This window comes from Motilimonas eburnea (assembly GCF_021295345.1).
GTDB classification, from domain to species: domain Bacteria; phylum Pseudomonadota; class Gammaproteobacteria; order Enterobacterales; family CBDFNC01; genus Motilimonas; species Motilimonas eburnea.
Genome location: NZ_JAIMJB010000011.1, coordinates 15,857 through 29,784, shown reverse-complemented (window position 1 = coordinate 29,784; position 13,928 = coordinate 15,857). Strand labels below are relative to the sequence as shown.

General features: G+C 48.1%; 10 protein-coding genes. All 10 read right to left on the bottom strand.

Annotated elements, in window-relative coordinates; all coding sequences use genetic code 11:
• Window positions 1–7: 7 nt before the first annotated feature.
• The 10 genes from K6Y21_RS12080 to xrtA all read right to left on the bottom strand — a co-directional run bounded on the left by K6Y21_RS12080 (window position 8) and on the right by xrtA (window position 13,926).
• Entirely contained in the window at window positions 8–637 is a 630-nt protein-coding gene (locus K6Y21_RS12080; RefSeq protein ID WP_233072108.1) for a tetratricopeptide repeat protein, read from the bottom strand.
• Entirely contained in the window at window positions 634–2,670 is a 2,037-nt protein-coding gene (locus K6Y21_RS12075; protein WP_233072107.1) for a sulfatase family protein, read from the bottom strand. Before K6Y21_RS12075 ends, K6Y21_RS12080 begins: the two co-directional genes overlap by 4 nt.
• A gap of 35 nt (window positions 2,671–2,705) precedes the next feature.
• Entirely contained in the window at window positions 2,706–4,010 is a 1,305-nt protein-coding gene (locus K6Y21_RS12070) for a putative O-glycosylation ligase, exosortase A system-associated (protein ID WP_233072106.1), read from the bottom strand.
• Complete coding sequence (locus K6Y21_RS12065) at window positions 4,003–5,358, bottom strand: phenylacetate--CoA ligase family protein (RefSeq protein ID WP_233072105.1); 1,356 nt, start codon at window positions 5,356–5,358, stop codon at window positions 4,003–4,005. The genes K6Y21_RS12070 and K6Y21_RS12065 overlap by 8 nt, the downstream gene beginning before the upstream one ends.
• Before the next feature lie 383 nt (window positions 5,359–5,741).
• The gene (locus K6Y21_RS12055; protein WP_233072104.1) at window positions 5,742–6,551 is read right to left on the bottom strand and encodes a sulfotransferase family protein; all 810 of its coding nucleotides are present in this window, start codon (window positions 6,549–6,551) and stop codon (window positions 5,742–5,744) included.
• 28 nt (window positions 6,552–6,579) lie between these two features.
• A complete protein-coding gene (locus tag K6Y21_RS12050) occupies window positions 6,580–7,875 on the bottom strand; it encodes a glycosyltransferase (protein WP_233072223.1) in 1,296 nt (431 codons plus the stop codon).
• A gap of 8 nt (window positions 7,876–7,883) precedes the next feature.
• On the bottom strand, window positions 7,884–9,113 hold the full coding sequence (locus K6Y21_RS12045; protein ID WP_233072103.1) for a TIGR04063 family PEP-CTERM/XrtA system glycosyltransferase: 1,230 nt from the start codon (window positions 9,111–9,113) through the stop codon (window positions 7,884–7,886).
• Between the two features lie 11 nt (window positions 9,114–9,124).
• On the bottom strand, window positions 9,125–11,071 hold the full coding sequence (locus K6Y21_RS12040) for an XrtA/PEP-CTERM system amidotransferase (RefSeq protein WP_233072102.1): 1,947 nt from the start codon (window positions 11,069–11,071) through the stop codon (window positions 9,125–9,127).
• Window positions 11,072–11,141: 70 nt separating this feature from the next.
• Complete coding sequence (locus K6Y21_RS12035; RefSeq protein ID WP_233072101.1) at window positions 11,142–12,353, bottom strand: TIGR03088 family PEP-CTERM/XrtA system glycosyltransferase; 1,212 nt, start codon at window positions 12,351–12,353, stop codon at window positions 11,142–11,144.
• Window positions 12,343–13,926, bottom strand: coding sequence for an exosortase A (xrtA, locus tag K6Y21_RS12030; protein ID WP_233072100.1), 1,584 nt, complete (start codon window positions 13,924–13,926; stop codon window positions 12,343–12,345). Before xrtA ends, K6Y21_RS12035 begins: the two co-directional genes overlap by 11 nt.
• Between the last annotated feature and the right edge of the window lie 2 nt (window positions 13,927–13,928).

Genomic DNA, 13,928 nt, shown 5'->3' with positions numbered 1-13,928 from the left:
GCTCCTTTTAATTTGAGCCAATGCTCGCCTCTGCCTCGGGTAACAGTTTTTGATATTTTTGCAGCCGCTGTTGCAAGTAGTCCGATTGAGTGTGCTTGATACCGATTTCCAATACTTCAATCGCTTGTTGCGGTTGCTGATTAAGTAAATAAATGCGACTGAGCTGCACATAACTGCGCACTAATCTAGGCGACATCACCACGACTTCATTAATGCTCTCTACCGCTTTATCATATTGCTGTGAGACTTCATAAATATACCCCTTAGTTAATAATAGCTCGGGATAGATAGCATGTTCGGGCGGGGTACGAGTTAATGAATAATTGACGTTGTTGAGAGCCGCCTTTACCAGCACTTTTTCGCTGCGATCACGAGATAAATAATGCTGTATTTGCACCAAGGCATGGCAATAGTGATGAATATGAGAGTACACCTTACTGCCAATGCGATCCGACCAATATTTCACTTCAGGCACGCGCATATTGTTACCATTTTTACTGGCTTTAGGACGACAATAGCCCGGCAACGTCATCAACTCTTCCGGGGTTGCAGAAAAATTGCCTATCCCCTTCGCCTGTACTTGGCTAAGGCTAAGCAACAAGGCACTGCAAAATAAACCGACCCAGTATCCTCTCATTGCTGTTCCTCCTGCAAGATCCACGCTTGTAATAAGGCAGCCAAGCCCTGCCAAGGCGCCATGGTTAAGTCACACGGCCCTGCAGGATGGGGATCTTGGCTACAACTTAATTGCGTGCCCGTTGTTAACCTCAGTTGCTCTACTTGATACGGCCCTTGGCGCACCGCTTTTAAACGCGAACGATTGATTTGATTTAAGTATGACTCCTTAATCGCTAAGGTGCCTTGGGTCGGGTCGGGGATATATAGCAGCTCAGTAATGTTGGGGTAGCGAAACCTATCTTTAGGTAACCCTGGCATTTCACCTAGCCACATGCCACTTTCATAGAAAGCCACGCTTTGTTCATTAGCTTGACTGAGGGGGGCGATGGCCATGGTCGAAGGAATACGGATACCCAGTTGCTGTAAAATGGTTGGCGCGATACTGAGGCTACTGGTGGTATGGTTAATGGTGTGCGGCTTAGGATCACGTGGATCATACAAGATAAATGGGATACGGTAACTCGAGGGATACAACAAGTTACCTTGGCCCCAAGATTCTTGCTCGAACAAGTCAACACCGTGATCGGAAAACACCACCACTAAGGTGTTTTCAGCGATGCCTAGGGCGACTAAACGTTGGATAACCTCACCGACCAAATCATCAAATTGACTGACGGTGCCATCATACAAGGCATTGATCTGCTCAATGTCAAAACTGCGTTTATCACGCGCCATGTTCTTCATCACTTCACGGATAGAGCCAAAACTGCTCATCACATATTTAGATTCCCCCTCATAATCTGGGTTGCTGTATCGCTGATAATAAGGCCAACGGCTAGCGAAGGGGATGTGCGCGCCTGCGCTAAATACCGTCATAAAAAAGGGCGCGGGCTGCCCGGCAAGTTGATTGAGCTCATCTAAGGCCAGTTGATAGATGTGTTGGTCGATGGAACTGCCTGCCACATAAAATATCTCTGGTAACCAACGTCGTCCTAATTCGTGATGCCAAAATAAACTTAATAACAGACGAATATTTTTTGGTCCCTGGGCAATTAAGGTGGTTAGATTCCATTGGTCTGCCGGTAAAGACTGACGCGAAAAGCCGAATTCAAATTTACCCAAATCCGTTGCCGCCCAATCTCCCACCACGGAAGTAACGTAACCTTGCTCCGCCAACACTTGAGGTAATGCACCTGCCACATCGACCTGTTGCTCGGTGACAAAGTTGGTCCTTACCCTATGCTGCCAAGGGTAGCGTCCCGTCATGATCGAACTTAAGCTGGGCGCCGTTCGCGCTAACGGGACAAACATGTGATTGGCTTGCAACCCTTTACTCGCTAGAGCATCGATATTCGGGCTAATTTGGCCGCGAAGTTGGTAACCATAGGTAGATAATCGGTCTGCCCTGAGTGTATCTGCACCTAACATAATGATATTAGGTAAATCACTTCGGGCTGGTTTAACGGAGGTTGTCGCAGCACCTTGCAACGGAATATGTAACAAAAAGACCGGCAATAACACCAAGGCAAACCAAGGCCACAGAATGCGCCAATGACTGGTGACTCGCGGCACAAAAAAAGCCCGTAGTAGATGAATAAACACGGGCAATAGCAAAAGTGTCAGCAGTAAACACCAAAGGGCTAAAATAACATCCTTATTTAACAAAGGGCTAAAATAGGCCAGCCATTTTTGATCATAACTAAAATTAACCACTATCACAGACGGGTTAAAAAACAGCTGGGTAACAAACAGCAAGATCAGGAAGGCTAAGTTAAAACCCACTAAGAGAAAAAAATAAACACTTGGGCGTGGGCTCAACCACCCCAAATGTCGATAGTTTTGGTAGCTAAGCACACTAGCATAAACCATTAAAAACAGTGACACCCAAACCGCGAAAGTCAGCTTCAACAAAGACACGAGCATGTCCTGCCAAAATGGCAGCAACAGCTTGAATTCAACGGCAGGACCAGACATGGAAAAGTTCACGTAAGCGTAGCTAACGTACAAGATCGTTAACCCTAAGGTGATCATGCTAATGCGAGTAACCGACATACGCCTCCTTGAACCAATCTAAACCTAAACTTAGGCTAGTAAAAACCTGATTTAATAGCATGTTTATCATCTTTCTCGGATTTAACTGACTGTTCATTGGGTTGCTGTTGAACCAAAACAGAACACGTGATCACGATACACAATAAATGATAAGGCAAATCAAAATACGCCATTCCTAAAAACGCCCCACCCGAAAGATAAGCAACAAAAGCCACCTGCACATGGCGCAACAATTGATTGATAGATGCCAACTCAGAATCGGGGGGCGCCTTATTCGTTTGCACAATAAGACGCTGCGCGCTGAGCCACGTCATGGCCCACAAAGATAGAAACAAGGCCAAAGCGATAAAGCCGTGCTCACCGAGCACCTCAAAATAGATACTGTGGGCATCGTGCACCATGGTTGGCTCGGGCGCATAGAGATAAAATGTCTCATCACGGAAGCATTCAAACCCACCCCCTAATAGCTTTTGGCTGGATAAATTAAACGCCATTTGCCACGCATTTATTCGCCCCATCGCCGACTGGTCCTCTTCAAAGGTTTCGATCGTGTTCATCCGTTCGGTCCACTGGCTGGGCGCGAAATTAAGCAGCAAGGCCCCAATCAAAACAGAGGAGGCCAAAGACAAGAAGGGGGTTTTACTGCGTAGACAAAGAAAACTCATCATCACAACGCCCCCCACCAACGCGCCCCGTGAATGGGTGCCGACCACAGCAAATAAACAAATCACCGCCATGCAATTAAGCCCAAGGCGTAACCACCATTGCTTGGCGTCAATGGCTAAAAACCGGATGAGTGGTGTGATAATTAAGATCGCGAGCCCGATTTCATTATTGCCAAACATGAACGAATCTGCCGGCCCCTGAACCCGATAAACGCCCCCTGTGGTAATGGTAAATATGCCCCCTTTAACACCATAAAACCCGATGGATAAAACAATCACCCACACCAAGGCTTTAAGATCTTTATAGCTGGTTAGTACATACAAGGAAGCAAAAACAATCACCTGAATTTTTAGTACCTTCTCCAGCTGGTACCAAGCTAAGTCAGGATAAAATGCGGTTAACGTACTCACTATCATGCAGCAAATAAACGCTATTAGGATCATTACCTTGCCATCACGCCAAGGCATGGTAAAACGTTCTTTACTGAAAAATAATGCAATCAGCAATAAAATGGCCGTGGTTTGGGCAAAGGGCAATGAATAGGCAAATCCATACACCAAGCGATGGGGGTTCATATAACTGAGCCAAGACCAAACCAAGATTGCCCACATAGGTCGCTTTAGACAAAATGGGATCAGGCCAAGATAAACTAAGGTCAGCGCAATATCACGCATAGTCCCAAGTCGCTCCGACCTTGCTCTCTACATATTTAAACTTACCTGATTTCTCCCTTGGAATTTGGCTGACAAACTCTATATCTAACTGAATATCACCTAGACGTTGATGGAAGTTACGGCGAATAAAATCGATGCTGGCATTGTCTATGTCCGATTGCATCACCAGTAACAAGCGGGTGTGAAATTGCGATTCTTGAATAATTTTAAACTCGGCCACATTGGCTAATTCACGCAGTACATAAATCAAAGACAGCGCATGCATTGTGGTACCGTCGGCGGCGAGAACAAAATCAGTGGTACGCCCTTCAATGCTTTCCAACAAAGGTAAATGGCGCCCACAGGGGCATAAATCCGTGCCCAAACACGCCAAGTCCCCGGTGCGATAGCGCACAAAGGGAAACTCAGCCGTGGCTAAATGCGTCACCACCACTTCACCAATTTCACCCGCTGGTAATGGCAAACCTTGTTTGTCCACTATCTCGACAATAATGTCTTCGGCAGAAATGTGCATGCCACCATGGGGGCATTGATGGGCAATAAACCCCGCATCTCGACCACCATATCCATTGGCTACTGGGCAATTAAACACCTCAGATATTAGGGCTTTTTGATTTTCAAACAAGCGCTCTGAGGTGACAAATGCCACCTTGATACCAAGATTAGACAAGTTAATTTGATGACGTTTGGCATAACGCGCGATCAAGGCCAAGGAAGAGGGGTAACCAAATAGCATGGTCGGCCCATAATGAATAATCTCTTTGATATACCCCTTGATGTGCTGATCCGACATAGCGAAAGCGGGCAACAAACGCGACCGAAACACACGGTCGCGCCATTGTTTCAGGTGATCTTGCGCCCCTAATTCAATCGGCGACCCCCAAACCACTAACTCTTTATCGCCTATATCCACATCCCACCAGCGGGTGGCACGCCACTTGGCTGCCACATCATGGCTTTTGCGCTGCTTACCCACCATAAATTGCAGGGGTTGACCACTTGATCCCCCGGTATTAAACAGGCTTAGTGGCCCAGCATTATCGGCTTGCAGCAAACTCCCCGCTTGACGGATCTTGGTTTTGTCTAGTAGAGGTAATTCAGCGAGTTCGGTAACGGATTTAAAATTGCCAGGAATAAAGCCAAGATCTTGAAACATACTCCGATAGTAAGGCACATGCCGCCCTATCTCAGTCATAAAACGGTTCAGCTTTTCAAGTTGCATCGCAGCGAGTTTGTCTTGATTAAACCATTGGCTTGCTTCTAGCTCACGGCGCAACGCAACACTTGAATGGCGCTTAACGAGCTCATGTATAGGAAACAGTACTGACGAGACCAATTTGGTGTACATGCCTTACTCCTTAGCCAAAGCCATAGGTTGCCTGCGCCTTGACGACCTGTTTACGCCCTCAGGTTGAGAAAAAAAGCCTAGGGCCTGTTGACCTTTCGTGGTTAATTTTTGTTCGAGATAAAAGCGTTTTGAGCAAGGCGAGCAGTGTGTAGCTTAGCATTCTAAGTAAATACTGCTCAACGACGCGCAAAACGCTTTTAGCCGAATCCAAAGGACAGCGTTTGTTGGTCATTTCTACTGCGTTAGCGCCTTTTCGCGTAGGTGACTATGCCACAAAGTCGCTGCCTTGTATAAATACCCAACAAATCGCTGCAAAAACAAGCTCCAAAGATCAACAGGCCCTAGCAACACATTGACAGACAATGTCCGTATTCATGCCTGTGTTACGTTTGCTGCTGTGCAACACAAGCATTGAGCCTATTTAATAAGGATAGACACAATTGCTCGATCTCGGGGCTAAAACTGGGTGCATTTCGCTTCCCCACCGAACCACTGAAGATATAACGTGTCATTTTGTCATTAACCGGCAAATCAGCGAAACTAAGGACTTCTGGTAACACTTGCTGTGGCTGCTCAACAAGCTGCTCGTATTGAACTAATTTCACATCTGGGCCCTGATCTAGGCCTAATTCGAAAAACATCACGTTCCTAACATACCACTGCAGCGCGGCCGCATCGGTATCGTTGATATCTGGCGTCACGCGATCCTGTAATAGGGCGAGCGAGGACTCAGATAGGCCATTACCCCACCAAGAATCATCTTGCCCTGAAGCCAAGCGCTTAATTTGCTTACCTTGGTTGCGAAAAGACTTCAGCATGGAGTTGACCACATCTCGAAAGTCTCGATAGATCCACAAAATTTTAGCAGGCGCTAATTCTTGCGTTAGGCGCGGCAGTAATTCCAATTCACACAAGGTTTTTAGCACAAACACTGGCGCCTTACTTTGCTCTCTTAAATCCTTAATCACACCAAGCTCACGCATTTGATAGCGCTCAAATGCACGCTCGTCGCGTTCATGAAACACATCAGTGGCTAAGCTTAAATCCAAGATGTCCATTAACATATTGGTACCGGAACGCTGGCACCCCGCCACCAATATAGTGCGCTCAGAGTCGGTGGCTTTAATATGTTGCACTAAATGCTTGAGCCAATATTGCTGCCCTTGCTGGGCCTTTTCTATTAATCTTTTCATGGCCACACCCTATGATTCACTTTCTAGTTCAGCTTTCTCGTTCATCGCTTCCCTGCTCGCTTCGATTCAATGCGAGAAAATGACGCTTTAATTGCTCGACTCGTAACTGCCAACTGTTTGCCTTGGCGTATTGATATAAGGTCTCTTGTTGCCAGTGCTTGGCCAGCCCTTGCTCAATGCCGGCTAGCAATTTTGCTTGGTCGCCATAAGGATAAATCAGCCCCAGTTGCTCATTAGCAATCACTTCACGATTACCGCCAACATCACTGGCCAACACAGGCACACCGCAAGCCATGGCTTCAAGGATCACATTGGCCCAACCTTCATTGGCACTGGCTAGCACAAACAAATCTGCCGCACTTAAATAATGACGCAGCTCAGATTTGGGTTTTGGCCCAACAAACAACACCCGAGATGACAACCCTAATCGAGCCACCTGTTGTTCAAGGGTGAGTTGATAATCACCCTCAGCACTGGCTCCCCCAACAATCACATATTTCACCGAGTCAGGCAGCTGCGCCAAGGCGTCGATCACCAGATGAAACCCTTTGCGCGGCACTAACCCCGCCACCGTAATCAACACTTGGTCTGTCTCAGCTAACCCTAAAGCAGCTCTGGCCTGCTGCTTATCCACGGGATAAAAAGTATCGCAATCCACCCCATTGCCAACCACGTCGGATTTGGCTGGCGATGCGCCTTGGCCCAAAGCAAGTTGTTGCAATGAAGTCGAAACCGCAAACACCCGATCCGCTTGGCGCCAAGCCCAACGTTGCCAGCGCGCCGTGAAAAATCCCAAACTATGGGGCACCTCAGTACCACGCAAGGTAAGGGTAACGGGTTTACGAAACCATTTTGATAGCAAGCCCGCAGCCGCCCCTTCGGGATAACTAAAATGGCTATCTAAGATCTGCCAATCTAATTCTGGATGCCGCTTGAGCCAGCGTGACACCGCCCTAGCCATAAACCAAGCATCAAAACAGCGCCCCACCCCCGGCAAAGAAAAAAAACGCGGAAAGTAGACATGCACCAAGGATCCATCAGGTGCGGTTTGCACCTCAAAATTGGCTGGTTGAGGGCGATAATGAGGCCGCCACCATTGAATCAGGCCTTGTAATGGAAACCAAGGCACGGGGCTAACCACAAATAAGGGGAATTCAGCCGCTACGCGAAACATGCGCTCTTGAATAAACAGCCCTGCAGTCGGACGAGCCTGACTTGGAAATAATGAGCTCAGTACCAAAATACTCGGCATATTAGCCGCTCTACGACTATGATGGGCAGCATGGGCTGCCGGCATGGGCTGAACTGAATCGGGCTTGGGCATAGCCACCACTAGCACGCCCCTTGATCTAGGGGTTGGCCACTTAGCCCGCCTAACTGATAGACTTTTTGGTAATTAGCCACGCTGACTGACCAATTACGCTCATTGCGCACGTAATCTATGCCCTGCTGCCAAATCGCAGGCCAATGGGCTTGCTGCGCCAACACCTTAGCTAAGGTTTGGGCCAAATCTGTCACGCTACCTTGCTGAAACAAAAAGCCATTCTCACCATCACGAATTAACTCCCTATGCCCGCCTACATCCGATGCCACTACTAACTTACTTTGTGCCATGGCTTCTAATGGCTTAAGTGGCGTCACCGTTTCCGTTAACCGCATGCCTAGGCGCGGATACACTAAGATATCCACTAAGCTGTAATATCGCGCCACTTGATCATGGCTGACTCGGCCAATAAACTGTACCCGCTTGTTCAAACCCAGACGCTCAACTTGCTGTTGCAAATTGGCTAATTGCGGCCCGCCCCCTACCAACAACACACAAATGTCGTCATCTTGTAACGCGGGCTCGGTCAGGGCATCAATCAGTAAATTCAAACCTTCATAACCGTAAAAGGATCCCAAAAAGCCCAATACCTTTTTCCCTTCGAGGCCTAACTCTTGCAACAGCACCGAGTCAGGCTCGGTTAAAGGGGTAAACTTGTCTATGTCTACCGCATTAGGTATCAAGGTGATTTTTTCTGCAGCGATGCCGCGCTGTTGCATGTCGTCTTTTAGCCCTTGGCAAATCGTTGTCACGGCATCGGCACGTTTAAGTACAAACGTTTCTAATGCCTTGGTTAGCTGGTAGCGCCAACCATGCTCAACCGCAGTACCATGGTCCACGGCCGCGTCTTCCCAAAATGCCCTCACCTCATACACCAAGGGTAATCCGCTCATCTTCGCTTGCCACCAAGCCGCTAGGCCATTTAATGCCGACGAGTGAGCATGGATCACATCCGGCTTCACTTGACGCACAGCGCGGCTTAACGCCCATTTAAGGGTGATAACCGTCGTTAACTGCTCAAGCAAAGGTATATTCATCAACCAAGCAACATAGGGGCTACGCATAAACACTAAGCCATGGCTTAGTTCCTGCCAATCCAGTCTAGGCCCCTGTTTTGCCGAGGTGAGGTGATAAGTTTTCCAGCCGCGAGCACGCTGCTGATTTAATATGGCTAAGGTGCGAAAACTATAACCGCTATGTAAAGGCACCGAATGATCAAGAACATGTAATATTTTCATAGACTTCCCTGTTATATCACGGCCGATGCGGTGACCGAGTCTGGCTGCGAAACAGCCCCCGCCTGTTGCTTCGCCAAAAAGGCTTCAAACATCAACAGTGCCCATAAGGCAGCACTATGATCACGGCGCCCAGAGCTGTGCTGCTCAAGTAAGCGGTGAATGTAATCCAAGTTGAATAATTGGCTTTGAGCCAGGCAGCCGGACGACAAAGCGGTATGTAACTTGTCTTTAAGTGGGCCACGAAACCAGCGGCACAAGGGCACAGCAAAGCCCATTTTGCGGCGATACAGCACATCTTCAGGCAAGTGAGGCTCGAGCGCTTGTTTCAAGATAGCCTTGCTGACGCCTTTAGCCAATTTAGTCGCTGGCGGTAATGTTGCACTCCATTCCACTAACTTGTGATCCAGTATCGGGACCCTGACTTCTAAAGCATGTGCCATGCTCACTCGATCAACCTTAGTTAAAATATCGCCCGGCAAGTAGGTTTTTAAATCTAGGTATTGCACCAGTGACAAGCTATCCACCCCGTCAAAGTTGGCGTAATGTTCATTAAACACACTGATACTGCGATAGTCCCCTAATTGCGCCTTTAATTGTTCGCTAAATAACTCACTCTTTTGCGCTTCGCTGAAGATTGAAAAATTATGGAAATACCCTTCGACCGTGTCTCTGGCAATGGCTTGAAAGGTGGTTTTAGCGCGTAAAAATTTGGGCGCCCAATCGGCCTTAGGGTAAGCCTTCGCCAATAACGAAAAAACAGGTTTACGGGCGGCTTCAGGCACTAAGCTACGGATCCGCTCTTCACGCAAATGCCATTGATAACGGCGGTAACCTGCAAATAACTCATCGCCACCATCCCCCGAGAGGGCCACGGTGACTTGCTGTTTGGCCAGTTCACACACCCGATACGTCGGCATGGCAGAGCTATCGGCGAAAGGCTCGTCGTAAAAATAAGCCAGCTTGTCGATCAAAGCAAAGTCGTCACTGGCCACGGTCGCGACGCGATGGGCCGTTTGATAACGCTGTGCCACCATGGCGGCAAATTCGGTTTCGTTAAAATCCGCGACATCAAAGCCAATGGCACACGTGTTAACGGGCTCGGCTTGCAACTGCGCCATCATCGCCACCACGGCACTGGAATCAACCCCTCCCGATAAAAACGCGCCTAGCGGAACTTCTGCAACCAAGCGGATATCGACCGCTTCACGCAGGCGCTCTGTCAGCTGCTGCGCTATGCTCTTACTCGCATCCGTTTCTGCACTGGCTGGCGGTGCAAAGGAGACATCCCAGTAACATTCACTGCTTGGCAACGATGTCATACCTTGTTTTAATAACAGGGTATGACCGGGGCGCAGCTTATAGACTTGCTCAAAAATGGTTTTAGGCTCTGGAATATAACCCAATGAGAAATAGTCAGAAATGGCCTGAGGGTTAAGCTCAGTGGGTAATTTGGGGTGTACTTGTAGTGCTTTTAACTCACTGCCAAATATCAATTCACCACTGGCCAGCATGGCATAATATAAGGGCTTAATGCCGAGTCGATCCCGAGCTAAAAAGAGTTGCTGCTGAGATTGGTCCCAAATCGCAAAGGCAAACATGCCACGCAACCGGTTGACCACTTGCGGCCCCCATGCCAGCCACCCTTGAAGGATGACTTCGGTATCACACACAGTGTTGAAATGGTGCCCTAACTCAATCAGCTCTTGGCGCAATGCTTGATGGTTATAGATTTCACCATTAAACACGATACAAGCTCGTTGATCGTCACTGAGCATGGGTTGTTGACCACTGGCCACATCAATAATAGATAAGCGGCGATGACCTAAGCCGACCCCTTCGCCTAAATAAACCCCACCCTCATCTGGACCTCGATGAAACAGCGCCTGATTCATATCCCGAATCAGCTGAGCATTCACTTCGTTACCCTGCGCTAATACTATCCCTGCAATGCCACACATAACGCCTCCAGAATCAAGCCATGTTATCCCGTTGCGACTAGCCGCTATCTATAAGCCTAGGGCTTGTTTTTCATTTATGCTGAATATTTGACCCGTTATTTACGTCTGTTAAATCATCACTCGGCAAACGCTTGGCATGCGGATGCTGAGCCAATAAATCACGATAAAAGCGGCTATATTTACCGACCATGACAGGTAACGAAAACTCAGCCACCGCTCGTTCACGTGCCGCCTGGGCGTGTTTGGCTAACATGGCAGGCCTTAATAAATAGGCCAACATGGCTCGCTCCAGCTCAGCGCAATTTTGTGACTCAACTAAGGTGCCGGTTTCGCCATCTACGACCAACTCGCCATTGCCCCCAACATCCGTCGCGATCACCGCCTTACCTGCCGCCATTGCTTCCAGTATGGTGTTACAAATCCCTTCAGCAAGGGACGGCAACACAAATAAGTCCATATATTGCAGCCACTTGTTGATGTCTTCTTGTTGCCCCATGAAAAACACAAATTGCTCAAGGTGATGTTCACGCACAAATTGTTTTAAGCTTGGCTCACATTCACCCGAGCCAATGATCAGCAAACGAACCTTCTTGCCATCACCGGCGGGGTTATCCAGTAACGAAGCAAAGGCTTGTAGCAGCAACAGTTGATTTTTAACCTGTGCTAATCGCCCAACAGTACCAATAACAAAGCAATCTTGATCAACTTGGTCAGGGGGTAACAGGTTAGGTTTTCCCGCTGGCGAAAAAACATCGGTATTCACCCCGTTACATATTTGCATCACCTTAGCCGGCGGAATGTTCACTCGCTCAACCAAGTACTGATAGGTATGTTTTGATAGGGCGATATAGGCATCAACCCAATAAGAGTAGAACCGTCGGATCAAGCGATACTTTAACCGCCCAGTTAAATCAGAGACATCCCAGCCATGTTCACCATGACAAGAGAGGGGCCGAGTGGCCAGCCATGCTGGCAGTTGATATTCAAGGGCAGCCAAATTACGGCTATGGACAATATCGGGTCGGATCTGCCTCACTAGTTTGAAAAAGCGATAAGAACAGCCCCAGTCAAAGCCCGCTTTCTTATGTAAATCAATGACCTCAACGGGCACTTTGATCCGCTCAATAAAGTCATCGTGATCCGTTAAGCAAACGATAACATGACGCACCGCCTCCGTAGGCATCTGATTAATAATGTTCACTAAGCCATTTTCTAAACCTCCGGCATAAAACCGATATACCACATGCATGATAAGCGGCCTTGCGTCTTCATTACGCTCCATTTTTTGCCTCCTTGGCTAAGATAACGGGATTGGCAAACCACCGTTTCAGCCCCTCGAGATGCTGGTTAATAAAGGTCTCAACCAATGCAAGATCGGCTTGCTTTGGCACCATGATCGCAAACACTTGCCCGCGACTGGGCCCAAAGGGCGCATGTAACCATTGTTGTAACTTAGTGTTGATACCACCTAACGAGGGATGCTGTCCTACCTGATACCAATAATAGACAAATTGTTGTTCGCCCAATTCGTTACCCAATCGGAGTTGGTTAGCCACCAGCGTTATCTGATCGAACTGCCCCTCAAAACGGTTCTGGCTTAACACATGCCAATGACTTGGGTTATATAACCGATTGAGTACACTGACTAATTCTTTACCTTGTCGCTCTTGGTGATAGTAAGCGCTATACACATAGAGCACCTTACCCTGATAGCGATATTGCCCTAGCCATTGATGATCAGCATTAACAAAGCGGGGTTGCCACGATAATGCATCGGCGCCAATCCTCACTGAGTCAGGACCTTGCCAGCCCAAGCTTGCTGTCGGTAAAGGCTTAGCAGCAAAGGTCACCGCCGCGGGTTGGCTGTTGCCCGCGAATACGGCGACGAGCGCTAAACTCACCGCTGCCAAGATTAACGCAGCGATACCTGACAGATGGCCAAATAAATCAGCGCCCTGACGCAGTGACTCATTAACGGTAGAGGCAAGTTGATCCACTTGAGCCGGCTCAGCAAACCACCATCCCACTAAAAACAACAACCCGATAACGAGCGAGAAAAAAAACCACCCATAAATCAAATGATCCACATCGCCGGCAATACCTTGGTCGATAAAATGGTAAATCATGATAATTGACCACGCCCTAACGCCATTAGCCAAAATCGGCAATGCGATAGAGAACAATATAAATAACAATCGCTTGCTGTAGATTTGAAAATGCAAGTAAGCAAACAAGCAGCCCAAGCTCAAGGCGGCTAACAAGTAACGAATACCACTGCAGGTCCATGCCACCTCAAAGCGCGCATCCGGGGTGTATAAGAACATGCCCTCTTGGTATACCGGCACACCACTGAGGCGTAACAGCCATACTGACATTTCTGCCGTAATGTGTTGTAAAGAAGGGATCAAAAATTCGCCAAACGGTAAGGCAAATAAACTATAAAGCAAAGGAAACAAGATCACCCTGCATTTGGCTGAGCCCCAAATCAGCCAAACAAAGTTAGGTAACATGGCCAACACCGCGAATTGTTCAATCACTTGAATACCCAAGCGCAGGCCAAATAACCAACCTAACAACAGACAAAAATGTAACCCAACGGGCCACCAAGAAAAGCCTATCGCGGTGCACGACAACGCCGCTCGACGCTGCCATATTAGATACAGGCTAATGGGAATAATAAAAAAACAGTGTGCGAAGGTTTCTATGCTGTACCAAATCTTCACCATCGTCAGCCAAGTCACTGCAAAGCTATATAACCAGAGCAACAGGAGGCCAGCTAGTGCAAACCAAGGCAGCCAAAGGCGGGTGGCGAGGGGCGGCTTAGTCTGAGTTAAAGGTTGAGGTAAGGCCATCATCG

Excerpts from the sequence above, each read along its gene's own strand:
- K6Y21_RS12080 (WP_233072108.1), bottom strand. The coding sequence starts at position 637 with ATGAGAGGATACTGGGTCGGTTTATTTTGCAGTGCCTTGTTGCTTAGC.
- K6Y21_RS12075 (WP_233072107.1), bottom strand. The coding sequence starts at position 2,670 with ATGTCGGTTACTCGCATTAGCATGATCACCTTAGGGTTAACGATCTTG.
- K6Y21_RS12070 (WP_233072106.1), bottom strand. The coding sequence starts at position 4,010 with ATGCGTGATATTGCGCTGACCTTAGTTTATCTTGGCCTGATCCCATTT.
- K6Y21_RS12065 (WP_233072105.1), bottom strand. The coding sequence starts at position 5,358 with ATGTACACCAAATTGGTCTCGTCAGTACTGTTTCCTATACATGAGCTC.
- K6Y21_RS12055 (WP_233072104.1), bottom strand. The coding sequence starts at position 6,551 with ATGAAAAGATTAATAGAAAAGGCCCAGCAAGGGCAGCAATATTGGCTC.
- K6Y21_RS12050 (WP_233072223.1), bottom strand. The coding sequence starts at position 7,875 with ATGCCCAAGCCCGATTCAGTTCAGCCCATGCCGGCAGCCCATGCTGCC.
- K6Y21_RS12045 (WP_233072103.1), bottom strand. The coding sequence starts at position 9,113 with ATGAAAATATTACATGTTCTTGATCATTCGGTGCCTTTACATAGCGGT.
- K6Y21_RS12040 (WP_233072102.1), bottom strand. The coding sequence starts at position 11,071 with ATGTGTGGCATTGCAGGGATAGTATTAGCGCAGGGTAACGAAGTGAAT.
- K6Y21_RS12035 (WP_233072101.1), bottom strand. The coding sequence starts at position 12,353 with ATGGAGCGTAATGAAGACGCAAGGCCGCTTATCATGCATGTGGTATAT.
- xrtA (WP_233072100.1), bottom strand. The coding sequence starts at position 13,926 with ATGATGGCCTTACCTCAACCTTTAACTCAGACTAAGCCGCCCCTCGCC.